A 26,408-nucleotide genomic window follows, 5' to 3' on the forward strand; every position below is an offset into this window, starting at 1 on the left:
TCGTGATGAAAAAACTATTCTTGATCATCCTTTTTTTAGGTGGATTGAGCAATACGGCATGGGCAGAGAAAATTATTGCCTATGAGGTCAATGTTACCGTAGAACAAAGCGGTGAACTTGCCGTTATAGAGTCAATTACCTATGATTTTGAACAACAGCGAAAACATGGGATATTTCGAGATATTCCTTTTACGGTCGAAGGTAAAATCCGCCCCAAAGAAATAGGGCTTTATGATTTTTCAATACTGTTTGACGGCGCGGCCGAAGCATGGGAAAAATCAACTATGGCCTCTACCTATGCAGGCGATGTCGTACGTCTCAAAATCGGCTCTCCCTCTTTGTATCGCAGCGGCAAACATGTTTATACGATCGCCTACCGTGTCAAAAAAGGTGTACTGCCGGCCGCAAAAAACAAAAACCAAGATGCGATACGCTGGAACATTATCGGCACAGGATGGCAGATTCCCATCTATGGCATAAAAGCACATATCTTTTTGCCCTCCTCACTCTCTTGGGAAATTATAACTCCCGCCACTTTTACCGGTTCTTACGGCACCAAAACTTCTGAAGCAACAGCACATTGGGCAACACCGCAAATCTTGCAAATCTCACTTGCCTCACTTCGTCCGCACGAAGGATTAACCGTAGAGCTTGCATATCCCGCTTATCGTCTTGATCAGCATGGACTTGACAACAGTAAGGCTGCATGGTGGGAGTGGATACTAGAGTATTGGCAATGGGGCGCATTGGCAGCATTTTTGCTTTATTTTAAAAAAAGTCTTGAAAAATATACAGGTTTTATCGACAAACGTTCTATCGCAGTACAATATGCAGTCCCCAAAGGACTCAGTCTTTTGCAGTCCGGTCTTATTTTGGATCACTTTGCGGATGATAAAGATTTTGCAGCAGCCATACTTGAGCTTGCCGCACTTGGATATTTGACTATTGAGCAACCGGGCTCAAACGATGATCCGGTCTTGATGCAAACCGGCATTCCCCTTGATGACAAATTAACCATGGACCAAAAATATCTGCTTAATCATATTTTTTTTAAGTCTGGCAAGCAGTTTATACTCTCTTCGGGTTCACAAACAAAAGCCAAATCTCTTCTGGAAGGTTTTAGGCACATCAATGATCAGCTTTACATCTGGGTAGTGGGAGCCGGCTATATGAGTGAAAATCCGCAAAGACTGCGAAAAAATTTTTTAATTAAAAGCATTCTTTATCTGCTGCCCGTACTGGGATTTACGCTTTATGGTCTTGTGCAAAAATCCGGAAGCGAAATTCTTGCTGTCTTATTGTTTCCCTTGATATTCGGCGTGGCGGGAATGGGCACCATCCTTGGGAGCAAAACGTGGGCATCCAGGCTGTTTGGTGTTCTTTTTATGGCGGGAGGCATGATACCTCTGATTGCAATTATTCAAAATACGCCGCTCACAGCTCGTGAAATATTCGCAGGACCGCTCGGTGTGCTTTTGCTTTTGATTTTAGCACTGGCATATACATATAAAAAGATAGGAAAATTTACGCAACAAGGCGCTCAAGCCCGCACCCATCTTTTGGGCCTGCAAATGTTTATCAAGCGGGCAAAGCAAGATGAGATCAAAAGACGTCTGCAGCTAGACCCGCTTTACCTTGAAAAGATGTTGCCTTATGCAATTTTATTTGGTGAAATCGATCACTGGCTTTCTCTTTTTTCAAATTTGAACATTGCCGCACCCCATTGGTATGCCGGCGATATCAAGAATCTAAAACGCTTTGCTTCTTCTGTGCACAGCGCATCTCTTCCTCCCTCCAGCGGTACAAGCGGGGGAAGAGGTTTTTCCGGAGGCGGCGGTTTTTCCGGAGGCGGTGGGGGCGGAGGCGGTGGGGGCTCATGGTAAAAAGTACACAATAACTATGAATTGCTTTGTGTTTTTTCTCGTTTTTGCAGAAAAAAAGAAAAAGATGCTTAGCTCTTTAAAGCATTTTCTATGATTTCAATACATCAACGAGAACATATCTATCTCATTAAAATGTCAATTTGACATCTTTTTCGTACCTTCTTCTCGCCAAACGCTATACTTTTTTATACTTTTAATCATCAAATTCTTACAGTAAGGTTAACCATGTATCTGCCAAAAAAAGAAAAACTTTATATCAGCGATCTTATACAAGATCCTGCTGTCGCCTATCCGGCTTATTATACGCTAAGCGTATCTCTGCATCAAAACGAAATGCTTCGCGCCGCACTTACTGCATTACACAGTTTTGATTTTTTACATTATAAAAAAGCAAAAAACCATGAAGAGATCTTTGCTCTGCTTCACTCGGGCGGATTTGTCATCTATAAAGAAAAATATATCGTAGGATATTTTGCAAACAAAATGATGTATCTAGAGAGCGGCGGCTGGAAAGGAATGCCTGCGACACAGGAAATCTTTATGCTTGAAAATTGGCTAATACAGTAAGCTCGCCAAACTATTTCTCTCTTTCTTTTTAAATTAAGACAAATTTTATCTTATTTGGCTATACTTACATTATGTCTTAGGTGTCGAAGAAAATTTTTATTCTTCCTCCTTTTAAAAATTTTTATTGTCGGCGTCATTTACCAATGCAGACAATACCCCCGCCCTTCTTGGCACCTAAGATATATTTTCTTCCTTTTTAATTTTAAAAAATAATGAAAAACAATCAAAAGATGGCATCACAGCTTAAATAAACGTTTGACTTTTCCAAATATACCCACAAAAACCAAGGCGATCGCACCCACCAGCATTCCCACAACAAGCTCTCCTAAGATAGCCGGCACATTATGCAAAAGATCGTGAAGCCAATGCACATGATGCGCATAGATCCCCCCTGCAACCAAAAGCATAGCAATGGTTCCGATGACGGTTAAAGATTTGATCACCTTAGGCAGCGCATTAACCAAAAACTCGCCTGTGCTCATAAGTATTTTATTTTTATCATTCCCCGCAACAATAAGCTTATATCCGAAATCGTCCATTCTGACAATCATTGCAACAATTCCGTATACGCCGATGGTTGCAAGCACGGCGATCAAAGAAACCACCATAACTTGAACAGGCAATGCCTGCTTTACCACGGTACTAAGAGCAATAATTACAATTTCGATCGACAAGATAAAATCTGTTACGATTGCTGATTTTATCTTATTTTGTTCTTCTTTTAGCACTTCTTCCTCGGACACAATTTCAAGCACCACATGTTTTTTTTCATGTTCATGAGGCACAAAATATGCATAAATCTTTTCAATTCCCTCATATGCCAGATAGAGCCCTCCCGCCATTAAAATAGGAATGATACTCCATGGTGCAAAAGCGCTCAAAAGAAATGCCAAAGGCAAAATAATCAATTTATTGACAAAAGAACCTTTGGTTATAGCCCACAATACAGGAAGCTCTCTTGACGAGGCAAACCCCGACGCCTTGTCTGCATTGACAGCCAAGTCATCTCCCAATATTCCTGCTGTTTTTTTAGTAGCCACTTTGCTCATCGATGCCACATCGTCCATCAATAGCGCAATATCATCAAACAGTGCAAAAAAACCTGCTGCCAACTTTTATCCTTTTAAGTACTTATCGTTTCTGGAGATATTTTTAAGATCAAATTATTTTTTAGTATTTTAGCACTATGTATCCGTTTCAATGCTTTAAAAAATTATTTTATGCAGTCACTGCAATGAGAAGAAAAAAAATAATTTACAAAAAAAGAGCAGCAGCCTGCATTCCCAAGCCCACAGACTCGGGAATGATAAAGAGATTAGTTAATTTGCGTAATAATTTCGCCTTGCTCTACGTCAAAAATAATACTTGAGCCTTCGGCAACTTTATCCGCAAGAATGAGTTCAGCCAGCGTGTCTTCCACGACTTCATAAAGAGCTCTTTTGAGTGGTCTTGCCCCGTATACAGGATCAAATCCGGCTTCAGCAATATATGCTTTTGCTGAAGGCTTAAGTATGACGGTAATATTTCGTTCTTGCAATTTTTTCTGAATACCCTTGAAAAGTATATCCACAATGCTGGCAATGGCTTCTTTGTTGAGAGGATTAAAAATTACAATATCATCCAACCGATTAAGAAATTCGGGTTTAAAATGAAGCTTCAACTCATTATTAACCGCTTTTCTTCTCTCTTGGGCATCACTAAATTCCATAATTTTGCTTGAAGCGATATTGGAGGTCATAATGATAATGGTATTTTTAAAATCCACCGTGACCCCTTTGTTATCAGTCAAACGTCCGTCATCAAGCACCTGCAGCAACGTATTAAATACATCAGGATGCGCCTTTTCAATCTCATCAAAAAGTACAACCGAATAAGGTTTTCTTCTTACGGCCTCAGTAAGCTGCCCGCCCTCTTCATACCCGACATATCCGGGAGGTGCACCGACAAGCCGGCTGGCTGCATGTTTTTCCATATACTCGCTCATATCGATACGAATGAGTGATTTTTCTGTATCAAACAAAAATTTCGCCAAAGTTTTTGCCACTTGTGTTTTACCTACGCCTGTTGGTCCCAGAAACATGAAACTGCCGATAGGGCGATTGGTGTCGCTTAATCCTGCCTTATTGCGCTTGATAGCTCTGGCAACGGCTTTTAGGGCCTCTTCTTGACCTACTACTTCTTCTTGTAGCACATTTTCTATGTGCAAGATCTTCTCTTTTTCGCTTTGAAGCATTTTGGTTACCGGGATGCCCGTCCATCGGCTGACGATACTTGCGATCATCTCTTCATCGACCGAATTTTTAAGCAGTGTCCCTTCACTCATCATTTGATGCCATTTGGCCTCAAGTGCTTTGAGTTCCCCATTTTTTGCGGGAATCAGTCCGTATTCAATCTCAGCAGCCTTATTGAAATCACCTTCACGCTTCACCTGCTCTGCTTGGGTCTTCAAAGATTCGATACTGGACTTGACTTCAGCAATTTGGCTAAACACCGATTTTTCATTTTCAAATTGGCTTTGCAATGATCTCTTTTTCTCTTCAAAATCGGCTAATTCTTTTTCTATCTCGCCAAGACGTACAGCATTTTTCTCACCCTCTTCCATCTTGAGCGCTTCTTTTTCCACTTGAAGTGTCGAAATTTCACGTTTTGTTTTTGCCAAATCAGTGGGTTCGCTTTCGATTTGCATTTTAAGCTCAGCAGCTGCCTCATCAATAAGATCTATGGCTTTATCCGGCAAAAATCTATCGGTAATATAGCGATCTGAAAGTTTTGCTGCGGCCACAAGTGCACCGTCTGTAATAATAACGTTATGGTGTGTTTCAAGTCTCTCTTTGATGCCTCTGAGAATTTGCAATGCCTCATTGATACTCGGTTCATCTACCTTGATTGGCTGAAAACGTCTTTGAAGCGCAGCATCTTTTTCAAAATATTTGCGATACTCTTTGAGCGTAGTAGCTCCGATAGTATGGAGCTCGCCGCGCGCAAGAGCAGGCTTGAGAATATTTGCCGCATCCATACTTCCCTCGCTTGCTCCGGCACCCACGATGGTATGTATCTCATCGATAAAAAGAATAACATTGGCTGCTTTTTTAACTTCATCAACCACGGCTTTAAGCCTGTCCTCAAATTCACCCCGATATTTAGCTCCGGCGATCAGTCTGCTCATATCCAATGAGATTACCCGCATATTTTGTAAGCTTAGCGGCACTTCTTTGTTTACGATACGCTGCGCTAAACCTTCAACGATAGCCGTCTTGCCTGTTCCGGGTTCACCTATAAGAATAGGATTATTCTTAGTTTTACGGATCAAAATCTGCATGGCGCGCTGAATCTCTTCATCTCTTCCGATGACAGGATCGAGCGAACCCTCTCTTGCTTTCTGATTGAGGTCGATGCCGTATTGGGCCAGTGCTTCAAGTGTTTCATCTGCGCTTTGAGAATCAATCTGCTTGCCTCCCCGGATCGACTCAAGTGTTTTTTTAAATTCGGAGATATCAATATATTTTCCAAAAACACCTTTCATGAAACTTTCTTGAATATTGGCAATCAGCCAAGAATCAACTGCCAGATACTGATCCCCGTTGGCTGCCATTACCCCTTCGGCTGCCTGTAAAGACCGTACAAGATTTTGAGAGAGCTTAATATTTTCTTTGGTAACAGTCGATACGGCGGGCAACTTATTGGCGATGCTTTTAGCTTCAAGCTCTATGGCGGCTTTATCTGCATTCATTTTATTGAGTGTTTGGTGCAGCACAGAACCGCTATTGGTCAACTGCGCCCAAATAAGATGTACGGGCTCCACTTCAGGATTTTTATTATGCAACGCAAGCGACAAACCTGATTCGATAGCGCTTGTCATTTGGTGTGTAAGTTTTTCTAATATATTTTTCATACCTTTCCTTCTAGTACTTGTAATAGTATAATTCTGAATAAATTATACATCTTTAGTCAATGTGTGTCAAGTTTCTTTCGTATTTTTGTTAAATGATATTTTTATGTATCTAAAACCATACAAATCATTCCTTGATTCAAAAGCCTACTCTTAGATATTTTTAAATAAAATTATGAATCTGTATACCATATCTTAAAAAGTATGAACAAATACGCTTAATACACAGTAAAAGAGTATAAATGATTAAAAAAAGCAAAAGAGTGATTGCGTTAGGATTATTTTCCACCATAACTGCTGCCTACCTTTTTGGCAGTTTTGCAGAAGCAAAGAGCACTGCTGAAAAATCTACCGCCAAAGAAAAACTCGAAGCCTATATTAAATTCACACAGATACTAAACATTATCGAAAATCAATATGTCGACGATGTTAATACTTCTGCCCTGGTAGACAAAGCGCTCAAAGGACTCATGACCAACCTGGATGCCCACTCAACCTATATGGACGCAAAAGATTATAAAGATTTGACCGTCCAAACCAAAGGAGAATTTGGAGGACTGGGCATCTCTGTAGGAATGAAAGACGGCGCACTGACCGTAATTGCACCGCTTGACGGCACACCGGCTTTTACTGCCGGTGTTAAAGCCGGGGATATCATTCTCAAAATCGACAACAAAGCAACGATAGGTATGAATATTGATGATGCCGTTAAACTTATGAGGGGTAAACCAAAAACAGATATTGTTTTAACGCTTATCCGAAAAAATGAACCTAAACCGCTAGTCATAAAAATCACAAGAGATATCATCAAAATACAATCAGTCTATGCAAAAACAATTCAGACTGATGAGCAAATTCTCTACCTGGGTATCACTTCTTTTGATCAAAAAGTGGTTGAGGATGTCCAAAAAGCCCTTAAGGAGCATTCTAAAACCAAAGGGATTATACTTGATCTAAGAAACAACCCCGGCGGTTTGCTTGACCAAGCGGTCGGACTGGTCGATTTGTTTATCGACCAAGGAGTTATCGTTTCCCAAAAAGGTAAAACCAAAGAAGAAAATATCACTTTTGAAGCGCACAAAGAAAATACTGACACAACAACGCCTATTGTAGTCATCGTTAACGGCGGCAGTGCAAGTGCGAGCGAGATCGTCAGCGGCGCGCTTCAAGATTTTAACCGCTCTGTCACGGTAGGAGAAAAAACTTTTGGCAAAGGTTCAGTGCAGATAGTCATGCCTATCGGCAAAGAAGAGGCATTAAAGCTGACCGTAGCAAGATATTATCTGCCAAGCGGACGTACGATTCAAGCTGAAGGCGTTACGCCCGATATCATAGTTCATTTTGGAAAAATAGAACAAAACGATGATCCTGTTTTACTTAAAGAAAAGGATCTCAGCAAGCATTTGACCAGCGAACTTGAAAAAATAGAAACGACAAAAAAAATTGAAATCGATGCAAATACCACGATAGGCGAAGACAATGCAACCAAAATAGATGAAACAATCATTACTGAAGAGCAACTCTATAATGACGCTCAGCTTAAAAGCAGTATGGATATTCTCAAAGCACTTATTATTACAAACAAAGGGAAAAAGTAATGGCAAACAAAGCAATAAAAAAAACACTTGTCTATGAAGGCAAAGCCAAAAAAATATGGTCGACCGACGATGAAGCACTTTATATCTCAGAGTTTAAAGACGATCTGACAGCATTTAACGGAAAGAAAAAAGCTACAGAAGAAGGCAAAGGCGCCCTCAATAATAAAATTTCAACAGAGCTTTTTAAATATCTTAACAATAAAGGTATCTCTACCCATTTTATTGAGATGATTGACGACAACCATATGCTTCACAAAAAAGCAGATGTCATTTTAATTGAAGTGATTGTAAGAAACATTGCTACGGGGAGTCTAAGCAGAAACTTGGGTATTCAAGACGGAAAAGTGCTTCCTTTCACTCTGGTCGAATTTGATTATAAAAATGATGCGCTTGGAGATCCAAAACTCAATGACCAGCACTGTCTTATTCTTGAGTTGGTCAAAGATACTTCCGAACTTGAATATATCCGCTATGCGGCAAGAAGGGTCAATGAACTTCTTAAAGCATTTTATGCGCAACGCAATCTTACTTTGGTGGACTTCAAGCTGGAGTTTGGCCGAGACATTAACGGCAACATCATTCTGATCGATGAGTTAAGTCCGGATAACTTTAGACTCTGGGATAGCACCAGCGGTGAAAAAATGGATAAAGACAGATTCAGAGAAGGCTTAGGAGGACTAAAGGTTGCCTACGAAGAAGTACTCAATAGAATACTTGGAGTCAAATAGCCATTGCAAGCCAAAAGATTGGCCGACTCAAACATACAATTTGGTAAAAATTAGCCATACATTAAACAAAAAAAGCAAGGAGAAAAAATGAAAGCTATCGTAAACGTATTTTTAAAAGAAGGCGTACTTGATCCGCAGGGAAAAGCTGTACATCATGCACTTACTTCACTTGGTTTTAACGATGTAAAAGATGTGCGGGTCGGAAAGCAGATTATACTTGAGCTTACCGCAACGGATAAATCAAAAGCGGAAGCAGAAGTCACAGAGATGTGTGAAACACTGCTTGCAAACACAGTTATTGAAGATTACAATATAGAGATAGCATAATGAAAGTTGCGATCTTAAGATTTCCGGGAACAAACTGCGAATTTGATACAAAGTATGCATTTGAAAAATTGGGGCACACGACCGAGATTGTATGGCACGAAGAAAAAACGTTGCCAGAGGGAATAGACTTAGTGGTGGTTCCGGGCGGTTTTTCTTATGGGGATTATCTTCGTTCAGGTTCAATCGCTAGATTTTCGCCTGTAATGCAAGCAGTGAAAACCTATGCAGATCAGGGAGGCAAAGTGCTTGGTATTTGTAACGGTTTCCAGATCCTTACAGAAGCAGGACTTTTACCCGGTGCGCTCAAGCGCAATGATAATCTTCATTTTATCTCAAAGTATCAAAATCTTTGTGTCGTCAATAATGACAATACTTTTTTAAATAAATGCAACAAAGGCGAGGTGCTCAATATACCTATCGCTCACGCTGATGGAAATTACTATATTGATGATGCAGGACTGAAACAACTTGAAGAAAATAAACAAATTTTACTTCGCTATTGTGACAAAAAAGGAAATCCTGTTGTTGTTAACGGCTCTGTATCCTCTATTGCGGGTATATGCAACAAGGCTAAAAATGTCTTTGGCCTCATGCCGCATCCCGAACGCGCTCTAGAGTCCATCCTCGGTTCAGAAGATGGAATCAAGATGCTAAAAGGCTTTGAAAACTGATGTCTGTATTTCGTTTTTTTTGGGCAACATGGAGCTTCATTCTAATTTTTGCTTCTTTGCTAAATGCCCACAGCGAATATAAATACAGCTATATGCCAAAAAAGGTTTATGAAAATCAGATCTTTCCTGTTACTGTGATGGTTATAAAAAATGAGAATGCACAGACTCCTACATTCTCATTTGATTCAAGCAGTTCAACGCAGCCGCTTTTTAAAACACCGCTTAATGTTAAAAACGGGAGTGACAACTTCTATACATTTTACTTTAAAGCTTCGAAAACTGATATACCTATCCCAAGACTCTTTATCTCTTCTGCTGCACAAGATACTTCTCTTGACGGACAAACAATCCAGCTAGCCAAACTTCAAGGAAGAAAAGATTTTTCCGGTGTGCTTGCAGCTGATATGAAGATCAAAAATAATCAGGTGTCAAACTATGACGAATCCCATCATTTGCTCACACTTTCAATTGAAGCCTACGAAGCAAATCTTGAAGATATGCGTCTTAAAAACGTCATAGAGTGTGGCATTGAGGATCTTAATCGCGATCAAGCAAAAGTGCAGGCCGAGTTTTATGTGGTTTTGCCTCTTTCACAAAAAATGCTCACTTTTACCTATTTTAACACTATCAAACAACAATATATCTCTTTTGAGATACCTATTGAACTTGCCGATGCTTCCGTTTCCGCTCAAACAGATCTTAATCCGCAGGAAGACAGTTTTGAACAGCTCAAAAAATATGTTTTTATCTTTTTAGTACTCTTTTTTCTTTTAATGTTTATAGTCAAAAGAGATTTTTTCTATCTGGTATTTGGTGCTGTTTCACTCATTACGCTGCTGACTTTTTATATACCACACCAAAAAATATGTGTAAAACAAGGGGCGTCGCTTTATATTCTGCCGACACAAACCAGCACCGTTAGCACCAAAACTGATAAGGAATTTGAGTCGATGCTGCTTGGAGAACGCGGAGAATTTAAAAAAATTGAGTACCAAAAAGGAATCATAGGGTGGATCAAAAATGAAGATCTTTGCGAAAATTAGATTCTTTTGGGGTGCAATTGTTATTGCATTCGTAGTAGGAATACTCATGATACCCTCTATCGTGTTTTTCAATAAACACAAAGGTATTATCATGCACAAACTCAACCGTGTCATTCTCTTCCTTTTGGGCGGCAAGTTAAAACAAGAAGGGGAAATGGATACCGGTGCGGATATGTATATCATGAACCATCAGGGCATCATTGATATTATTGCCATGGAAGCCTTGCAGACCAATCATCTGCGCTGGGTAGCAAAAAAAGAACTATTTGGGATGCCCTGGTTTGGCAATTTGTTAAAATTTGGCGACATGATCTCTCTGGATAGGGAAAATAAAGCCGGGCTGGTAAAGCTGCTCAAAGATGTCAAAGAATCCAGAGATACAAAGGATAGAGCCGTTGTGATCTTTCCCGAAGGCACCAGGGCAAAAGGACAGGCCCTGCTCCCCTTCAAACAAGGAACCAATATGGTTGCCAAAAAATTAGGCCTAAAAGTCCAACCCGTAGTGATCACAGGAAGCAAGCATCTCATCGATGAACACAATAAAACAGGACACAATTCTACTATTACTTTTCACTTTCTTTCCGTTATTGACGTTAAAGAAGCCAAAGACGAGTGGTTTATAACAGTACAAAAAGAGATGCAAAAGGTAATAGACCATGAATATGCCCACAATTATCGCAGCCGTTAGCACCGGCGTATGCATACTTCGCCAGTATCTATCAATTAAAAAGGAAACCGATGCCAACCATCACTGAAGAAATAGAAAAACATATCAGAATACTCGTAAGACCCCTAAAGGGAGAAGAAGAGCTTGATGCCGTACTCAAGGTAAGGCTTACAAAAAAAGAGTACAAACTTTTAAAATCTTGGGCAGCCCAAACTCCCACAGAAGAGGTCTCTGCCAAACTCAATCTCACTGAAGAACAATACGGTGAACTCTCCACAAAACTTATCAAAAAACTGAATCAGGAAAAACTTAAACAAGAGCTGATGTTCTAATGTTTTAAACTCCAAACAAAGTCGGAGTTTAGTTTTTTCTTTCCTGTCTCAATTCAAATTCACTGACATTCTGAATGGTTTGCAGAACACTGTCCGGATTGAGACTGATAGAGTCTATCCCCATCTGCACAAGAGCCTCTGCCATTTCAGGATAATCTGAAGGACCCTGCCCGCAGATACCGCTGTGGCGATGGTTTCTTTTTGCTCCTTCAACGGCCATTTGGATCATTTTCATAACCCCTTCATCGCGCTCATCATAGTCAAAAGCTACGATCTCACTGTCACGATCAACGCCAAGTGTAAGTTGCGTAAGGTCATTACTTCCGATACTAAAACCGTCAAACAGCTCACTGAAGGCATCAATTTGAATAACATTATTTGGGATTTCACACATCACATAGACCTTAAGTCCTTTTTCTCCGCGTTTAAGTTCATACTTTTCCATTGTTTCAAGAACTCTTTTCCCCTCTTCAATGCGTCTGCAAAAAGGGATCATCAAAATCACATTATCAAATCCCATCTCTTCTCTGACACGCTTCATCGCACGGCACTCCAAAGCAAATGCCTCCTCGTATGCAGGATGGGTATAGCGGGCTGCACCTCTAAATCCTATCATGGGATTTGCTTCTTCAAACTCAAAAAAAGTACCGCCAAGCAATGTGGCATATTCATTGGTCTTAAAGTCACTCATTCTTACTACGCACGGCTTGGGATAAACGGATGCTGCAATAGCGGCAACCCCCTCAGAGAGTGTTTTGATGAAAAAATCATCATTGCTTATGTAGGCCTCCGTGAGACGCATAAGAGATTTTTGTGTTTTTATGTCTGTTTTTTGAGGGTGCTTGAGCGCCATTGGATGGGCCTTGATAGACGCATTGATGATAAACTCCATCCTTGCCAAGCCTATACCGTCCACAGGAAGTGAAGCGAGCGAAAAGGACATATCAGGATTGCCGAGATTCATCATGATCTGTGTTTTAGTTTTCGGCAAAGCATTCAAATCTATCTTTTGAATTTCATAATCCAGCATGCCCTCATAGACATGACCCACTTCGCCTTGGGCACAACTTACCGTGATTTCCTCTCCATCTTCCAATATTTCCGTTGCATTTTTTGCCCCCACTACCGCAGGAATGCCAAGCTCCCGTGAAACAATAGCTGCATGACAGGTTCTTCCTCCGCTGTTTGTAACAATAGCTGATGCGATTTTCATTAAAGGTTCCCAGTCAGGGCTGGTGGTTTGTGCAACAAGCACATCACCGGGCTTAAATCGATCAAGCGCAGCGGTATCGGTTATCTTACATACTTTTCCGCTTCCAATCTTGGTACCAACGGCATGTCCTGTTATGAGAACTTTGCCATTTTTTTTAAGGCGATAGAGTTCAGCAACATTCTCTTTTTTTTGAGACTCAACCGTTTCAGGACGAGCCTGCACAATATAAAGCTGTCCGTCTATACCGTCTTTTGCCCACTCTATATCCATAGGCTTGTATGCATTGGCTTTTTGAGAATAGTGTTTTTCTATTTTCATTGCATACCCTCCCAAGGTCACAATCTCATCATCACTAAGGCAAAAACGATTTTGATCTTCCTTGGGCGTTGGAATATTTTTTGTGTATTCTACGGCAGCAACTTTGCTGTTAGATTCATGGGTAAATACCATTTTTAAAGCCTTGCTGCCTATTTTTCTCTTGAGTACGGTACGAAAACCTTTTTCGAATGTAGGCTTATGAACATAAAAACTATCCGGATCAATACTGCCCTGAACAATATTTTCTCCGAGTCCATAGGCTGCATTAATAAACACCACATCTCTAAATCCTGTTTCGGGATCCATTGAGAACATGACACCGCTTGTTGCCATATCGCTTCTTACCATTTTCATAACCACTACACTGAGATAAACCCTGAAGGTATCAAATCCATGATCGTATTTGTAATGCAAAGACCGATCTGTAAAATTTGAAGCCAGGCATCGCTTGTAAGCATCCAAAAGCGCATCAAATGTTCCTATGTTGAGATAGGTATCATTTTGTCCTGCAAAGGAAGCTTCAGGGGAATCTTCTGCTGTTGCAGAACTTCTCACGGCCAAAGTCACCTCTTCGTTGTATTCTGCCTTAAGTTGCCCGAAGGCATCTTTGATTTGTGCCACAAGATCATCCGGCAAAACACAATCAAGAATAATTTCTCTACAGATCTTGCCTTTTTCTTGCAATTGTGCAACATTGTCATAATCGAGGGTATCAAGTTGCTCATGGAGTTTTCCCCATACATTATTGGCATCAAGTATGTGACGGTATGCTTCTGAAGTAATAGCAAAACCGTTGGGTATGCGTATCCCTTCTGCTGTAAGATTTTGATACATTTCTCCCAAAGAAGCATTTTTGCCCCCTACCAGATCCACGTCTTGGATACCTATCTCTTTAAACCATTTGATGTAACCGGACATACTCATCCCTCTTTTATTGTTTTATGTTTATTCTGACTATTTTAGTGTAAAAAATATTGATAAATTATTGTAGCACAATGAGGGTTCTGTTTTAATTGAAAGCTATTTTTTGCTATCAAATTAAAAAACAGTTTTATTTTTTGTCATAAAAAAGTTTTCTGGCATAATAAATATGCTCATCAAACTTCAATTCAAGCAGTTTTCCTTCGCGGATCAGATCATCGACAATACGCCAAGCGCTATCTGCTTTTTTCAAAAATGCTTCAACTGCTTCTTTTCGCATAGGATGAACCGCAGTAATGCTTAAAATATCCGATTTGGGATCTTCGGTAAATGCAAAAGCATTGCCCTCGTAGCCAATCAGCAATTCCGTATCAAGGCCATGCTCCATAAATATTTGATACGCCATGGCTAAAACCTCTTCTTTTGGTGCTTTTACCCACTCTTGTGCCGGAGGCCTGGTCGGGATAGAGATATAGCTTTTTGTAGGTTTTATGCTCTGCAGCATGGACGCGATGGCATTGAGCTCCTCTTTAGAGTCGTTTATCCCAGCGATAAGCATGGTTTCCGTTGCATAAAAGCCTTGAAATTGGAATCCAAAATCGATCATACCTTTTTGAATGGCTCCAAGATCCAAGTTTTTGTTGGGATGGTTTACCTGATGCCAAACCGACGGGGTTGCCGCATCGATTTTTAACGAAACCCAATCGGCTTTGCATAGCTCTTTTCTTACTTGCTCGTCCCATATCAATGAAGCATTCGAAATCACGGCAATTTTGATGCCAAGCGCGTGCAGCAAGCCGATCTCCTCTCCCAAATGTATATCAAGCGTCGGCTCTCCGTCAGGGACAAATGCAAGATAATCAACCGTTTCATTTTTTTCTATCGATGATTGCAACCGTTTTTCAACCGAAGAGAATACATCCTTCGGGTCATAAAAGGGCGTTCTTCCGATTTGATTGTGAAGCGTTTTGCCCAGCTGGCAATATACACACGCATAAGAGCAAATTTTCGGCGGGATATTGTTGATCCCTAAACTTTTGCCGAGCCTTCTAGAGGGTACAGGCCCGAAACTTAATTTTTCCAAATCTTCTTGTTGCATATCAGCCTCTTTCTTTGCAGCATCTCAAATGCTTTTTTTGTTTTTACGCTTTGCTTTCAAATTTCGGCAATCTGCCGGCACGATAGGCATCATAAGCCTCTCTTATCGTCATATCGCCTGCTCCGATATAGATGGCAACTTTTGATTTTTTCAGTATCTCTAACGCTTTGTTGCCCGGACCATTTCCAGTGATAAGCACATCAGGATTAAGCTCAAGTACCTTTTTTGCTGCCTGAAGTCCCGCTCCATGATCCATTGTTTCTGCATCCGTATTGGAGACAGCGGAAAATGAATCCTCTTCTTCATTATACATAGCCAAGGTATCTGCTCTTCCAAACCTTGGATCCATTGCAGAATCCCAACTTTTGCCCTTTGTCGTAAATATAATTTTCATATTAGCTCCTTACTATTTTTTTTATCTTTTCCCAGCTCTTTTCAATTTGTGTTTTAAGAGCACCATCGTCATATTCTACAATAGTTTTTGCTTGAGAAAGAGCCGCACTAAATGTTTCGTCATAAGAAATTTTTGATACCAACGGTATAGTTTCTTCCTCCAAAAAAGATTCTATCTGCTTTGTTACTTCGCTATTTAAATCATACTTATTGATAATACATGCTGCTTTCAAATTGAAGCTTTTTACCAGCTTATAGACTCTTTTAAGATCATGAAGTCCCGAAACAGTTGCTTCGGTGACCAACAATACCAAATCTGCACCGCTCAAAGAAGATATGACAGGACAACCCACCCCCGGGCTTCCATCAACGATCAGAAACTCTTTTTGGTTCGCCAGGGTTATTTTCTTGGCTTCATTTTTTACTTTTGCTACGAGTTTTCCGGAGTTCTCTGCTGCAAAACCAAGTTTTGCATGCACCATTTCACTTCCTGCTTTTATCTTCGAAAGATAAAAATCTCCGACTTTTTGGGTCTCCATCGCTATTGCCTCTGTGGGACAAATCCTAAAACAATACCAGCACCCCTCACATGAAAGGGGATTGACATGATGCTGATCATCTACTACATCGATCGCATCAAATCGGCACACCTCTTTGCACTTTCCGCAATTGATACAAAACGTTTCGTCTATGACGGCTGTCTCTCCGCTGCAAAAATCTTCCCGATATCCAAAATCAGCATCTAAAAGCAGATGCATATTGGCAGCATCCACATCACAATCGGCAATCACGGCATTCTCTTTTTCAAGATAGGCGAAAGAGGCGGCAAAAGAGGTTTTGCCTGTTCCGCCTTTGCCGGAGATAATGACGATCTCTTTCATCTTATGCCTCCGACAAACTGTGCTATCTGTTTCAATGCGGTTTCAAACTCTTGAATTTTTGGATAAATCAACTCGCCTTTAGAGTAAAGCTCGGCAATTCTTCTGTCGTTTGGAATTTTGGCAATGATAGAGATACCCTCGGCGCTGCAATACTCTTCTACTCCATTGTCTCCGATACCGTAGCGGTTGATTACTACACCAAACCTTTGACCTAAAACTCTCATTGTTTCTACTGCAAGCTTGAGATCATTGAGTCCAAAAGGAGTCGATTCGGTTACCAATATAACAAAATCGCTTCCGCGGCTCGCCTCAATGACAGGGCAAGAGGTTCCCGGAGGAGCATCAAACAGCTTGAGAGTATCCTGCGGAAAATTTTCGTCCGCATACTCTATGACTCGCTTAATAAGCGGAACGGCTTGCTCTTCTCCTATATCCAATCTCCCTTCGATAAAATCGAAATCATTAGCTTTAAAATGTTTCAAGCTCCCGATTTTTTTAGGCATCATAGGCAGAGAATCGGTCGGGCACAATTCAGAACAGGCATAGCAGCTATGGCAAAGTTCCGGAAAGACCAAAATTTCATCACCTACCTTTATGACTGCGCCAAATCTGCAAACCTCTTCACATTTTTCGCATAACGTACATTCCTCTTTTATCCATTGGGGTACCATCTTGTTGCACGCTTTTTCAAAAACCAAATCTCCTTCTATAAAGAGTTTGGAGTTTGGCTCTTCAACATCTAAATCCGCAAGCACAACATTAGTGCTTTTTGCCAGATAGGAAGAAAGATTGGTTGAGATAGTCGTTTTACCGGTTCCGCCTTTTCCGCTCGCTATGGTTATCTTCATTATAGACTTCCGGCACCCCTGCCGCGTCCCATACCGTGGCCTCTTCTTGTGCCTCTTCCCTGCATGGCTCCCAGTCCTCTTTTTATGCAGGTCTCTTTATCTCTTGGATAATCGGTATTTATATCTTCACCTCTTCTTTCATTTCTGCCAAGCCCCATACCGCGACCTCTTCCCACGCCTCTTCCCTGCATGGCACCTAATCCTTTTTTTGCATACATTTCTTCACCTTTTTCATTATTTTTATTATTATTTGCAAACATACCTTTTTCGCCGAGCATATGCAAGACTGTTTCGATATCTTTTTCCTGCGTTTCATAAGGCGTAATTGCCAATTGTTCAAGATTTTGTTTTAAGCCCCGTGAGTAAAACTCTATCGCAGCAAACATATCAACACCTTTTTCTGATAAAAATTTCGACAACATTCTGCCTGTACCAAAATGTCTTTCACCTTCTTTTGCAATTGGCAAATTTTCTTCTTTTACCATTTTTAAAATCGGATTTTCGATTACCTCAATCTTTTCTCCATCTACATAAATAACGATTTTTTTGCAAAGACCGATATGTTTTGCTATGGTTTCTTCATTGTTTGTTGGAAATGCTACTCTCATTATAATTCCTTTTTATATCTTATTTTTTGATCTTTCCCCGGAAGGCGGTTTACATACTGCGCTCATCTCTTTTGCAGATACCATACTAAAAACACCAACCAAACCGCTTTTTTTTCTTAAAAAACTTGCATACTTAAACATTTTTGTTTTTATCAAATTAATGCGCCGTCTGCTATAATTTTTGGACATATGTGCAAATCTTTTTTTAATTATAGTGCACATATGTTCGTTTGTCAAGAAAAATATTTTTTATTTTTATTCAAATAACACAAAATTAACATTTGTTTGTTATTATTTTTTAAATCTTATAAAGGAGTACAAATGAAAAAGACGGTTTTACTCATGGCTTTATCGATCTCTTTAACCTTGGCCCAATCAGCAAAAGTAGTTGAGATTATTTCAGAAAACACACTAAAAGTAGAGGAAAACGGCGCCGAAAAAAAGTTACACCTAAGCGGCATAGAGCTTTTTTCCAAAGCGAATAACACTAAGGAAAACAACATCACGGTCAACCCAAATGAAAGAGAAGCATTAAAAAAAGAGGCGCTTTCTTATATAGAAAAAATGCTTCCAAAAGGGTCTACTCTTCAATACATTACGGTTTCAAAAGACAAGTTTGGCATTCAATATGTATGGATAGATAACCATGAGCTCAACTACAAGATAATTAGAGACGGTTTTGCCTTGACTAACCCCGAAGACCCGTCGCTTCCAAGCGGGTTTAGAAACAGAATGCTGATTGCCCAAAATTATGCAAAAGAAAAAGGAATCGGACTTTGGGGCAAACATAAAGAGATGAGTGCGCTTGAAAACCAAAATGTCGTAGCTTGCGGATGCGGGTTTACCCGAAAAAGAGATGTTGCCTCTGACACACTCAAAAGACTGCAAGAAAGCCTTCCAAACTAACCACTATTTTTGATTGCTCAACAGTTTGTACAAATGCAAAACATCGCATTTGTACTTTTTTGTTTTCATATGCTAAAGGTATATCACCTCTTCCGGTTCTACGATATGCACTTTTTGATCAAACGTATTCTCAAGCACACTGCGCAATATAACTTGTTTATTTTCTTCGCCATGGATTAAGAAGATGCGGCGAAGATCTTCCATTTGCGATATCCATTTGACAATTGCAGACTGATCCGCATGCGCAGAAAAACCGTTGATAGTGTGCACACTTGCCCTTACAAGAATATCTTCACGATAGATTCTAACCCAGCGTGCCCCATCTACCATATGTCGCCCCAAAGTGCCTTCCACCTGGTAGCCTACAAAAATTACAGCATTTTTTCGATTCCAAAGGCGATTTTTAAAATGGTGAAGGATCCTCCCTCCCGTACACATTCCGCTGCCTGCAATAATGATCGCACGGCGATCAACTTCATTGATTGCTTTAGACGCTTCCACATCCGGAGTATAGGTAAGCGCCTCAAAATCGAAAATTGTGCCGTCACGCTTTTTAATATCTTGGCATTTGTCATTGAGCATATTCGAGTAGTTGTTGTACACCTGTGTAGCACGCGTAGCCATAGGACTATCTAAAAATACCTTGCATTGCGGCAATTCTTTTCTGTCGTGCATCTCTTTAAGAATACACAAAATCTCCTGTGTCCGCTCAACAGCAAAAGAAGGGATCAGCACATTACCCCAATCATTTAATGTATCAATAACAATACGTTTAAATTCTGCAATGGTTGCTTCAGTGCTTTGATGATTGCGGTCGCCGTAAGTCGACTCGACATACAAATAATTGGCATGAGCACATGTGGCAAGATCCGGCATTACCATATCATTCCCGTTTCCTATATCGCCGGAAAAAACAATCGTTTGTTCAACCCCTCGTTCCAAATAAGTAATTTCAATAAAAGCAGATCCTAAAATATGGCCGGCATCGCGATAAGTTACCCTAAGACCCTTTGCGGGCTCAAAAGACTGATTGTACTCAGGATAACGCCAAGTCAGACCAAGTGTTTCCTCTACATCCTCTTCGGTATAGAGCGGCTCTCTGACTTCTTCTTCGGTACCTCGCCGCTGCGCCTTTTTATAATTCGTCTCATAATCTTCCTTCATGATCTTGGCGCTGTCCAGCCAAATAATTTCAGACAAATCCCGTGTAGCCTGGGTAGCATAGATAACCCCGTTAAATCCTTCTTTTAATAATTTTGGAACACGGCCCGTATGGTCCAGATGCGCATGTGTCAAAAATAAATAGTCTATTTCGTACGGCTCAAAATGAAACGGTCCAAAATTTCGTTCTTCTTCCGGCCCTTGAAACATACCGCAATCAATGAGTATGCGAGGCCCCCCTTCAATAGCTAGCAAATGACACGAACCCGTTACTACTTCTGCGGCTCCGTATGAGGTAACTGTTGCCATGCACACTCCTTTTTGTTTAAGTTGTTATCATTCTACTGACTAAACTATAAATGTAGACTTTGTTTTTTGAATTTCATGCGATTTCAAAGATTTCTTGCTGGCCTCATCATCGGATCATTTATCCCATTGGGTATAAAATCTCATGATGTACCTGATCACATGCCTGGAGTATATCATCACTCAAAGTGACGTCCATTGCTGCCAAACTTGCATCAAGCTGCACAGCATTGGTCGCACCGATAATCGTTGAAGCCACAAAATCAAACTGTTTAGGCCATGCGATCGCCATCGTCACAGGATGCAGCCCGAAATCACTTGCTATTTTGAGATACTTTTGGGTAGATTTGAGTGTTTTATTGTTCATAAATCTTGCAGCCATCACTCTTTGTCTTTGATGAGGCGAATTGATATAATCGCTAAAACGCCCTTTTTCATGTATGCCTTCATTGTATTTACCGCTCAACACTCCGCCTGCAAGCGGCGAATACGGCAAAAGAGATATCTGTTCTTTTTTCGCTAAAACAGCCAGCTCATCCAAGAAACGTCTGTTTAGCAAAGAAAAATTATTTTGTATCGACTCAAAGGCTGCATATCCTTTAAACGCGGAGGTCATCAATGCCTTTGTCGTACCATAGGCTGTATCATTCGATGTGCCTATATAACGCACTTTTCCGCTTTGCACAAGCCGGTCAAACGCTTTAAGACTCTCTTCTATAGGTACCACCGTATCGGGCCAATGCATTTGATAAAGATCGATATAATCTGTTCCCAATCTCTTCAAACTCCCCTCTATGGCGCGCTCTATATGAAAACTGTCCATAGCCGTAAGCCCGTGACGTATCGGAGGGATAAACCATCCATTTGCTGCACCGGCAACTTTAGAGGCAAGGATGATGCTTTCTCTTGATTTGCCCTTCAGCCATTTTCCCACGATCTCTTCAGTTACACCTGCATCTTGAGCTGTTGGCGGCACAGGGTAGAGCTCGGCAGTATCATAAAAATTGACTCCTGCATCATAGGCTTTATCTAAGATTTTAAAAGCCTCTTTTTCACTTTTGCATTGCGTACCAAACGTCATCGTCCCCATGCAAATAGGGCTTACTCTTAAGCCGCTTTTTCCTATATATCTATATTCCATAATCTTCCCTTTTTGTGGCACTATAAAGATTTTGTATTATGTCCGCATCACTGTATTATAGCGTATCGATAGTATGCTTAGGAAATCTTATTCAACGAAATGGAAATGTTGAATTGGTGTGGTGCGTTGCGATGATAGAAAATTGATAAACGCAGAAGACGGAAAACCTTTGAAAGGTTTTCCTATTGTTTGATCGTTTTAAAATTTAACCTGCACACCAAAAGTAAATATTCTACCCTCATTGACTACGATAGACATATCTTCTCTATCATAATCTCCATCAGCATCGCTGTCTTGATATGCTCTTGCGGTATTATAATACTCTTTATCAAAAAAGTTATCCACTCTTGCATAAATGCTTGTATCAAGCCCATTGATTTTTGTGTCATACGCTATATTGAGATTTGCTACGGCATGCCCTGGGATCTGAATCCAGTTAAGTTCATCAACATAATAGGTTGAGATCGCATCAATCTCAGGGGAGATGGTAACATTTTCGTTGAACTTATAGTTCATGGCAAAATTCAAATGATGTTTGGGTACTCGAGGCACTTCATTGCCTTTAAGGTCATAATGCTCAATCGTGTAAGTACCCCAAGGATTACCCAAAAGCAGATTGAAATTATCATATTTTGTAAAAACCGCATCCGTGTACGTATAGGCCACATTGCAAGAGAGTGTTTCAGAAATATCACTATACAAAGCCAGCTCTAAACCTTGACTGCGCATACCGCCTATATTTTGAAACTGGCTGTTTATTTCATCTTCTGAAGCATATTGGCCTGAAGAAGACATAATGTAATCATCCCTTTCTATCCTGAAAAGACCGGCTTCGTAAGAGAAATTTTTACCCCAAACAGCACTTGTTCCTCTCACGCCGATATCAACACCTTTGGATTCTTCAGGTTTTAAATTGGGATTACTGTCAGTTCCGCCTGTCGGGTCTATATCTCCATAAAAAAGCTGCTCTATGGACGGAGCCCTAAATCCTGTAGAGAAAGAGGTATAAAAGGTAGTATGGTCATTGAGCTGCTTGTTGAGTCCTGCACGGTAAGAGTACTGATTAAAACTTTTATCAAGCGATAATGTATTCAAATAGTCAAGATAATCCAATTCAATTTTGTCATACCTAAGGTTGGTTGTCAACGTCCATGTGGGAGTGAGGGCATATTTGTATTCGCCGTAAATCGCATAAACGCTTTCATCGGTGGTGCTGTCTCCCGTTACGGTACCCGCCTCATAATCCGTCCACGTTTTGGTTCTGCGATTGTATGTTGACCAATCCACGGCATAAGAAGTTTTATTGTCGTATTCGTTTTTCCGAAGATCTACACCGACCATATACGCAGACTTGTCAAAAGAGTCTCTGAATTCACTCTTGATCCCTCGTTGTATCTGTTCGTATTCATTGTAGTTTGGTTTATAGCTGGGATCGGTCACCGGGTTATGATCACCGTCATAGTTGGCATATGCACTATAAAAATTGGTGTCATCGCCGTATTGGTAGACGTTCACAAGAAGGTTTTTGTTTTCATCGAAGTTTTTGGCATAAGTTGCAAACATTTTTAACAGTTTCACATCATACATTGCCGAGTAGTCACGCACCCCGTCGTTGCCTACAGTCCATATACTTTCAGGATTTATCTCAGCTTCGGTTTCTCCCGTTACGGTACCGTGAGAATTTTTTTCTCTGTCCGAATATTCAAATCCTGCAGTGATGTCGCTGGTGTCATCTAAATAATATTGAACCTTCCCGTTGATATAGTCTGTTTTGTACTCAGAATCTTCATAAAAGCCCTCTTTTTCACGCTTGCTTGCTTGGATGTATGCATTATAGTTATCTTTAGAAACGCCGTATTTTGCCAGATATTTATTGTATCCGTAGCTTCCCGATTCTATTTCAAATTTTCCCCCGGCATTTTGTGCGCCTTTTTTGGTTGTGATGATCACGGCACCTGAGAGTGCATCATCCCCAAACAAATAACTCGCTCCGCCCTTGATCACTTTTATACTTTCAATATTGTCCAGATCGATATTCACACGGCCTGTTCTTTCAAATACGGGTACACCGTCAATCACGATAGCAACACCGGGCTTTTCTCCCATAAAACGCTGGTTCTCCACTCCTCTGATGTGTATCTTAAGAGAGTCGCCGCTCTGTATCTCTGTGGTAACACCGGGAATTGCCTGCAAGATTTTTTGAATATTTTCTGCCTTGCTCTCCTCTACTTTTTCTCCGCTGACCGTAGCAACGGATGACGGTTCATTTTTTTTTGATTCGATTTTGTCATCTATGGTTGTAGACTCAACCTGAATCGTTCCCAAATCCGAAGTTTCTGCATGAAGGGCCATTAAACCAAAAATCATACTAGAAACAACAACACTGATCTTTTTGTTATACATATACTCGCTCCTTTTTATCGCAAAAGAGGAACAAAAGTAATCTTTTTATGGTATACTAAAAATGTTACATTTTGCGATGTAATGGGTGTTTGTTCGTATCTTTTCTATTGGCGTAGGAATACGAACAAGCCTCTTTTGCGTCAAATAGTCTATATAAACTTTGTTAATTTTTTGTTAATTAATCATTATGATTAATATTATTTTTACAACATGAATATTTATTCTTTATTTTCAAATAGTATAATGCAAAGAAAAAAGAATTCAGCATGCCAAAATCACATAAGATTATCTACGGAATCTACATTTTAGTTTGGATCATCATGGCGATCAATCCCAAATATCCCGAAGACTGGCTGGTAGAAAATATATTGGTTTTTCTTATATTTCCTTTCATTGTATGGATGGACAGCCGCCATCGATTTAGCATGGGTGCACTTGTGATGCTTCTGATATTTGCGAGCTTACACTCTCTTGGATCACATTATACCTATGCAGAAATGGAACATTTTGATGCGATCACCCGGCTTCTTGGATTTGAGCGAAATCATTTTGACCGTTTAGTGCATTTTCTTTTTGGTCTGCTGCTGTTTCGTATTGTTTTTGAGATGGTTATGCCTCATATCTCTTCAGTCAAAACAGCATTACTCTTTACTTTAACGCTCATCATTTCTATTTCAACGGCATACGAAATGCTTGAATGGCTGGCTGCAGCTATTTTGCATCCTGAGCTAGGTACAGCCTTCCTCGGAACACAAGGAGATGAGTGGGATGCACAAAAAGACACCCTGTGCGCTTTTGTGGGAGCAATGATCAACATTGCGTTTTATCGCAGTTATGCAAATCTATTTTGCCAAAAAGCTCTCTACAACAAAAATAAATAAACCATGTCCTACGAAATACTCATCCCAGCCATCATTAAAGGATTTGGAGGTTTAGGATTGTTTTTGCTGGGTATGGTCATAATGACAGAAGGGCTGCGCTCATTGGCCGGAGATATGATCAAAAATGCGCTCATGCGTTTTACCAAAAGCCCCTACTCAGGCGCTTTAACAGGCACCATTAGCACCATCCTGCTGCAATCCTCCAGCGCAACCACTGTTATGGCGGTCGGTTTTGTCGGGGCGGGTTTGATGAGCTTTCCCCAGGCATTGGGCATTATTTTCGGAGCCAATATCGGATCTACGGCAACGGGTTGGCTGGTGGCGCTGTTTGGATTGAAATTTAGCCTCTCTTCTATTGCAATGCCGCTTATTTTTTTAGGGGTCATCGGCAAGCTTTTCTTTAAAGGCAAAGCTGCGTCGTTTGGCTACGCCATAGCCGGATTTGGATTGATTTTTGTAGGCATTGCTTCCCTGCAAGAAGGAATGGGCCATTTTGAAGGCATCATCAGTCCCGAACATTTATCTTCAGGTTCTTGGGCAGGAAGCATAAAACTCGTCCTACTTGGTATTGCCGCAACGCTTATCACGCAAGCTTCCAGTGCGGGTGTTGCTGCTACGCTTACAGCGCTTTATTTGCACACCATCAATTTCGAGCAAGCAGCAGCTCTTGTTATCGGGATGGATGTCGGGACAACGGTCACAGCTGTACTCGCTTCGATCGGGGGCTCTGCAAGTGTTCGCCAAACAGGCCTCTCTCATGTGATATACAATTGTCTTACGGCGGTCATGGCGCTTTGTTTGATTGCTCCCTATGTATTTTTTCTTGAAACAATCAATCCTTCTTTTTTAGAGACGCATGCCGAGATAGCGCTTGTGGCGTTCCATACTTTCTTTAACACATTGGGGGTTTTGCTTATTCTTCCTTTTGCCAAACAGTTTGCTGCCCTGATGGAAAAGATCATAAAATCCGAAGAACCGCCGTTTACAAGAAGACTGGATAAGCAACTGCTTAAAGAACCCTCTCTTGCATTGGAGGTTGCACGCATCTCAATCGAAAGAGAGTTTGTAGCGCTTCTTGAGCATATCAATTTTATTTTAGGGGATTTCGCCTGCGGCAAAAGAACGGATTTGATCTCACTTCAACTCTCTTTGGATGAAACACAAGAGTATGTCGATTCGATCAAAATCCAGCCCAAAGAGGTTCACGAATGGCAGCGGATGGTTTTTCTTGCGCATCTGCTTGACCATTTGCAGCGTCTTCACGAAAGATGTGACGAAGATGCAAAAAGAGCCCACTATGCCGCTTCTTCGATGAATTTACAGGAAGAACGTAACGGTTTTTGTGCAAAAAATGAAAAAATTATAGAAGCGATTACTTCAAAAAACTTCTCGCTGGCAACCAAATACGCCAAAGAAAGCAACGAAACAATCAATAATGCTATCGAGCCTTTTAGGGAATTCATAGCTACCAAAATAGCCGAAGACAAAATCGATATTCCCGAAGGAAACCAACAGCGAGAGGCCATCAAATGGATCTCCCGCGTCAGTACTCATATTTGGCGCATCGCCTACTATCTGGAGCGCACCGTCATGGAAACGGTAAACTGACCCCTTTTAAAACTAT

The 26,408-nt window shown here is 40.7% G+C and carries 23 protein-coding genes; 12 read left to right on the plus strand and 11 right to left on the minus strand.

The features are described from left to right. Window positions 1-5 precede the first annotated feature (5 nt). Complete coding sequence (locus tag CFH81_01630) at window positions 6-1,883, plus strand: hypothetical protein (GenBank protein ID DAB41022.1); 1,878 nt, start codon at window positions 6-8, stop codon at window positions 1,881-1,883. A gap of 225 nt (window positions 1,884-2,108) precedes the next feature. Then, window positions 2,109-2,450, plus strand: a complete 342-nt coding sequence (locus CFH81_01635; GenBank protein ID DAB41023.1) for a hypothetical protein — start codon at window positions 2,109-2,111, stop codon at window positions 2,448-2,450. Window positions 2,451-2,686: 236 nt separating this feature from the next. On the opposite strand, the gene CFH81_01640 is transcribed toward CFH81_01635, so the two are convergent. Next, a complete protein-coding gene (locus CFH81_01640) occupies window positions 2,687-3,562 on the minus strand; it encodes a hypothetical protein (protein ID DAB41024.1) in 876 nt (291 codons plus the stop codon). 203 nt (window positions 3,563-3,765) lie between these two features. Next, window positions 3,766-6,342, minus strand: coding sequence for an ATP-dependent chaperone ClpB (locus CFH81_01645; protein DAB41025.1), 2,577 nt, complete (start codon window positions 6,340-6,342; stop codon window positions 3,766-3,768). A gap of 239 nt (window positions 6,343-6,581) precedes the next feature. Between CFH81_01645 and CFH81_01650 the strand changes: the two genes are divergently transcribed. The 7 genes from CFH81_01650 (at window position 6,582) to CFH81_01680 (ending at window position 11,705) form a co-directional block, all read left to right on the plus strand. After that, the gene (locus CFH81_01650) at window positions 6,582-7,937 is read left to right on the plus strand and encodes a peptidase S41 (GenBank protein DAB41026.1); all 1,356 of its coding nucleotides are present in this window, start codon (window positions 6,582-6,584) and stop codon (window positions 7,935-7,937) included. Next, window positions 7,937-8,665 carry a phosphoribosylaminoimidazolesuccinocarboxamide synthase gene (locus CFH81_01655; protein DAB41027.1) on the plus strand — a complete coding sequence of 243 codons (729 nt, stop codon included), beginning with the start codon at window positions 7,937-7,939 and terminating at the stop codon, window positions 8,663-8,665. Before CFH81_01650 ends, CFH81_01655 begins: the two co-directional genes overlap by 1 nt. Window positions 8,666-8,752: 87 nt before the next feature. Continuing rightward, complete coding sequence (locus CFH81_01660) at window positions 8,753-8,992, plus strand: phosphoribosylformylglycinamidine synthase (protein ID DAB41028.1); 240 nt, start codon at window positions 8,753-8,755, stop codon at window positions 8,990-8,992. Continuing rightward, window positions 8,992-9,663 (plus strand): phosphoribosylformylglycinamidine synthase I, encoded by a 672-nt coding sequence (locus CFH81_01665; protein ID DAB41029.1) that lies wholly within the window; start codon window positions 8,992-8,994, stop codon window positions 9,661-9,663. The genes CFH81_01660 and CFH81_01665 overlap by 1 nt, the downstream gene beginning before the upstream one ends. Then, a complete protein-coding gene (locus tag CFH81_01670) occupies window positions 9,663-10,706 on the plus strand; it encodes a hypothetical protein (protein DAB41030.1) in 1,044 nt (347 codons plus the stop codon). Before CFH81_01665 ends, CFH81_01670 begins: the two co-directional genes overlap by 1 nt. After that, the gene (locus tag CFH81_01675) at window positions 10,684-11,394 is read left to right on the plus strand and encodes a 1-acyl-sn-glycerol-3-phosphate acyltransferase (protein DAB41031.1); all 711 of its coding nucleotides are present in this window, start codon (window positions 10,684-10,686) and stop codon (window positions 11,392-11,394) included. Before CFH81_01670 ends, CFH81_01675 begins: the two co-directional genes overlap by 23 nt. A 50-nt stretch (window positions 11,395-11,444) precedes the next feature. Continuing rightward, a complete protein-coding gene (locus CFH81_01680) occupies window positions 11,445-11,705 on the plus strand; it encodes a hypothetical protein (protein ID DAB41032.1) in 261 nt (86 codons plus the stop codon). Between the two features lie 28 nt (window positions 11,706-11,733). Here CFH81_01680 and CFH81_01685 read toward each other — a convergent pair whose 3' ends face one another. From CFH81_01685 to CFH81_01710, 6 genes are all read right to left on the minus strand, one after another. Beyond that, window positions 11,734-14,154, minus strand: coding sequence for a phosphoenolpyruvate synthase (locus CFH81_01685; GenBank protein ID DAB41033.1), 2,421 nt, complete (start codon window positions 14,152-14,154; stop codon window positions 11,734-11,736). A 133-nt stretch (window positions 14,155-14,287) separates the two neighbouring features. Further along, window positions 14,288-15,256, minus strand: coding sequence for a radical SAM protein (locus tag CFH81_01690; GenBank protein DAB41034.1), 969 nt, complete (start codon window positions 15,254-15,256; stop codon window positions 14,288-14,290). 43 nt (window positions 15,257-15,299) lie between these two features. Then, on the minus strand, window positions 15,300-15,650 hold the full coding sequence (locus tag CFH81_01695; GenBank protein DAB41035.1) for a dinitrogenase iron-molybdenum cofactor biosynthesis protein: 351 nt from the start codon (window positions 15,648-15,650) through the stop codon (window positions 15,300-15,302). A 1-nt stretch (window position 15,651) separates the two neighbouring features. Beyond that, the gene (locus CFH81_01700; GenBank protein DAB41036.1) at window positions 15,652-16,530 is read right to left on the minus strand and encodes a (4Fe-4S)-binding protein; all 879 of its coding nucleotides are present in this window, start codon (window positions 16,528-16,530) and stop codon (window positions 15,652-15,654) included. After that, window positions 16,527-17,378 carry an ATPase gene (locus CFH81_01705; protein ID DAB41037.1) on the minus strand — a complete coding sequence of 284 codons (852 nt, stop codon included), beginning with the start codon at window positions 17,376-17,378 and terminating at the stop codon, window positions 16,527-16,529. The genes CFH81_01700 and CFH81_01705 overlap by 4 nt, the downstream gene beginning before the upstream one ends. Beyond that, a complete protein-coding gene (locus CFH81_01710; GenBank protein ID DAB41038.1) occupies window positions 17,378-17,986 on the minus strand; it encodes an iron-molybdenum cofactor-binding protein in 609 nt (202 codons plus the stop codon). Before CFH81_01710 ends, CFH81_01705 begins: the two co-directional genes overlap by 1 nt. 321 nt (window positions 17,987-18,307) lie before the next feature. Here CFH81_01710 and CFH81_01715 point away from each other — a divergent pair, with 321 nt between their 5' ends. Next, entirely contained in the window at window positions 18,308-18,892 is a 585-nt protein-coding gene (locus CFH81_01715) for a hypothetical protein (GenBank protein DAB41039.1), read from the plus strand. A 72-nt stretch (window positions 18,893-18,964) separates the two neighbouring features. Here the strand turns inward: CFH81_01715 and CFH81_01720 are convergent, their stop codons facing one another. The 3 genes from CFH81_01720 to CFH81_01730 form a co-directional block, all read right to left on the minus strand. Continuing rightward, the gene (locus CFH81_01720) at window positions 18,965-20,362 is read right to left on the minus strand and encodes an MBL fold metallo-hydrolase (protein ID DAB41040.1); all 1,398 of its coding nucleotides are present in this window, start codon (window positions 20,360-20,362) and stop codon (window positions 18,965-18,967) included. A gap of 118 nt (window positions 20,363-20,480) precedes the next feature. After that, window positions 20,481-21,500 carry an aldo/keto reductase gene (locus tag CFH81_01725; protein DAB41041.1) on the minus strand — a complete coding sequence of 340 codons (1,020 nt, stop codon included), beginning with the start codon at window positions 21,498-21,500 and terminating at the stop codon, window positions 20,481-20,483. Window positions 21,501-21,698: 198 nt separating this feature from the next. Continuing rightward, entirely contained in the window at window positions 21,699-23,903 is a 2,205-nt protein-coding gene (locus CFH81_01730; protein DAB41042.1) for a TonB-dependent receptor, read from the minus strand. Window positions 23,904-24,169: 266 nt separating this feature from the next. Here CFH81_01730 and CFH81_01735 point away from each other — a divergent pair, with 266 nt between their 5' ends. Both CFH81_01735 and CFH81_01740 read left to right on the plus strand, forming a co-directional pair. Then, window positions 24,170-24,784, plus strand: coding sequence for a hypothetical protein (locus CFH81_01735; GenBank protein ID DAB41043.1), 615 nt, complete (start codon window positions 24,170-24,172; stop codon window positions 24,782-24,784). Between the two features lie 3 nt (window positions 24,785-24,787). Beyond that, window positions 24,788-26,392 (plus strand): Na/Pi-cotransporter II-like protein, encoded by a 1,605-nt coding sequence (locus tag CFH81_01740; GenBank protein DAB41044.1) that lies wholly within the window; start codon window positions 24,788-24,790, stop codon window positions 26,390-26,392. The last annotated feature ends 16 nt before the right edge of the window (window positions 26,393-26,408 follow it).

Origin of the sequence: Sulfurovum sp. UBA12169, from assembly GCA_002742845.1 — a bacterium.
Taxonomy (GTDB): Bacteria; Campylobacterota; Campylobacteria; order Campylobacterales; family Sulfurovaceae; genus Sulfurovum.

Excerpts from the sequence above, each read along its gene's own strand:
- CFH81_01655 (DAB41027.1), top strand. The coding sequence starts at position 7,937 with ATGGCAAACAAAGCAATAAAAAAAACACTTGTCTATGAAGGCAAAGCC.
- CFH81_01720 (DAB41040.1), bottom strand. The coding sequence starts at position 20,362 with ATGGCAACAGTTACCTCATACGGAGCCGCAGAAGTAGTAACGGGTTCG.
- CFH81_01735 (DAB41043.1), top strand. The coding sequence starts at position 24,170 with ATGCCAAAATCACATAAGATTATCTACGGAATCTACATTTTAGTTTGG.
- CFH81_01630 (DAB41022.1), top strand. The coding sequence starts at position 6 with ATGAAAAAACTATTCTTGATCATCCTTTTTTTAGGTGGATTGAGCAAT.
- CFH81_01725 (DAB41041.1), bottom strand. The coding sequence starts at position 21,500 with ATGGAATATAGATATATAGGAAAAAGCGGCTTAAGAGTAAGCCCTATT.
- CFH81_01740 (DAB41044.1), top strand. The coding sequence starts at position 24,788 with ATGTCCTACGAAATACTCATCCCAGCCATCATTAAAGGATTTGGAGGT.
- CFH81_01675 (DAB41031.1), top strand. The coding sequence starts at position 10,684 with ATGAAGATCTTTGCGAAAATTAGATTCTTTTGGGGTGCAATTGTTATT.
- CFH81_01635 (DAB41023.1), top strand. The coding sequence starts at position 2,109 with ATGTATCTGCCAAAAAAAGAAAAACTTTATATCAGCGATCTTATACAA.
- CFH81_01650 (DAB41026.1), top strand. The coding sequence starts at position 6,582 with ATGATTAAAAAAAGCAAAAGAGTGATTGCGTTAGGATTATTTTCCACC.
- CFH81_01665 (DAB41029.1), top strand. The coding sequence starts at position 8,992 with ATGAAAGTTGCGATCTTAAGATTTCCGGGAACAAACTGCGAATTTGAT.
- CFH81_01645 (DAB41025.1), bottom strand. The coding sequence starts at position 6,342 with ATGAAAAATATATTAGAAAAACTTACACACCAAATGACAAGCGCTATC.
- CFH81_01695 (DAB41035.1), bottom strand. The coding sequence starts at position 15,650 with ATGAAAATTATATTTACGACAAAGGGCAAAAGTTGGGATTCTGCAATG.
- CFH81_01685 (DAB41033.1), bottom strand. The coding sequence starts at position 14,154 with ATGTCCGGTTACATCAAATGGTTTAAAGAGATAGGTATCCAAGACGTG.
- CFH81_01660 (DAB41028.1), top strand. The coding sequence starts at position 8,753 with ATGAAAGCTATCGTAAACGTATTTTTAAAAGAAGGCGTACTTGATCCG.
- CFH81_01710 (DAB41038.1), bottom strand. The coding sequence starts at position 17,986 with ATGAGAGTAGCATTTCCAACAAACAATGAAGAAACCATAGCAAAACAT.
- CFH81_01700 (DAB41036.1), bottom strand. The coding sequence starts at position 16,530 with ATGAAAGAGATCGTCATTATCTCCGGCAAAGGCGGAACAGGCAAAACC.
- CFH81_01705 (DAB41037.1), bottom strand. The coding sequence starts at position 17,378 with ATGAAGATAACCATAGCGAGCGGAAAAGGCGGAACCGGTAAAACGACT.
- CFH81_01730 (DAB41042.1), bottom strand. The coding sequence starts at position 23,903 with ATGTATAACAAAAAGATCAGTGTTGTTGTTTCTAGTATGATTTTTGGT.
- CFH81_01690 (DAB41034.1), bottom strand. The coding sequence starts at position 15,256 with ATGCAACAAGAAGATTTGGAAAAATTAAGTTTCGGGCCTGTACCCTCT.
- CFH81_01680 (DAB41032.1), top strand. The coding sequence starts at position 11,445 with ATGCCAACCATCACTGAAGAAATAGAAAAACATATCAGAATACTCGTA.
- CFH81_01670 (DAB41030.1), top strand. The coding sequence starts at position 9,663 with ATGTCTGTATTTCGTTTTTTTTGGGCAACATGGAGCTTCATTCTAATT.
- CFH81_01715 (DAB41039.1), top strand. The coding sequence starts at position 18,308 with ATGAAAAAGACGGTTTTACTCATGGCTTTATCGATCTCTTTAACCTTG.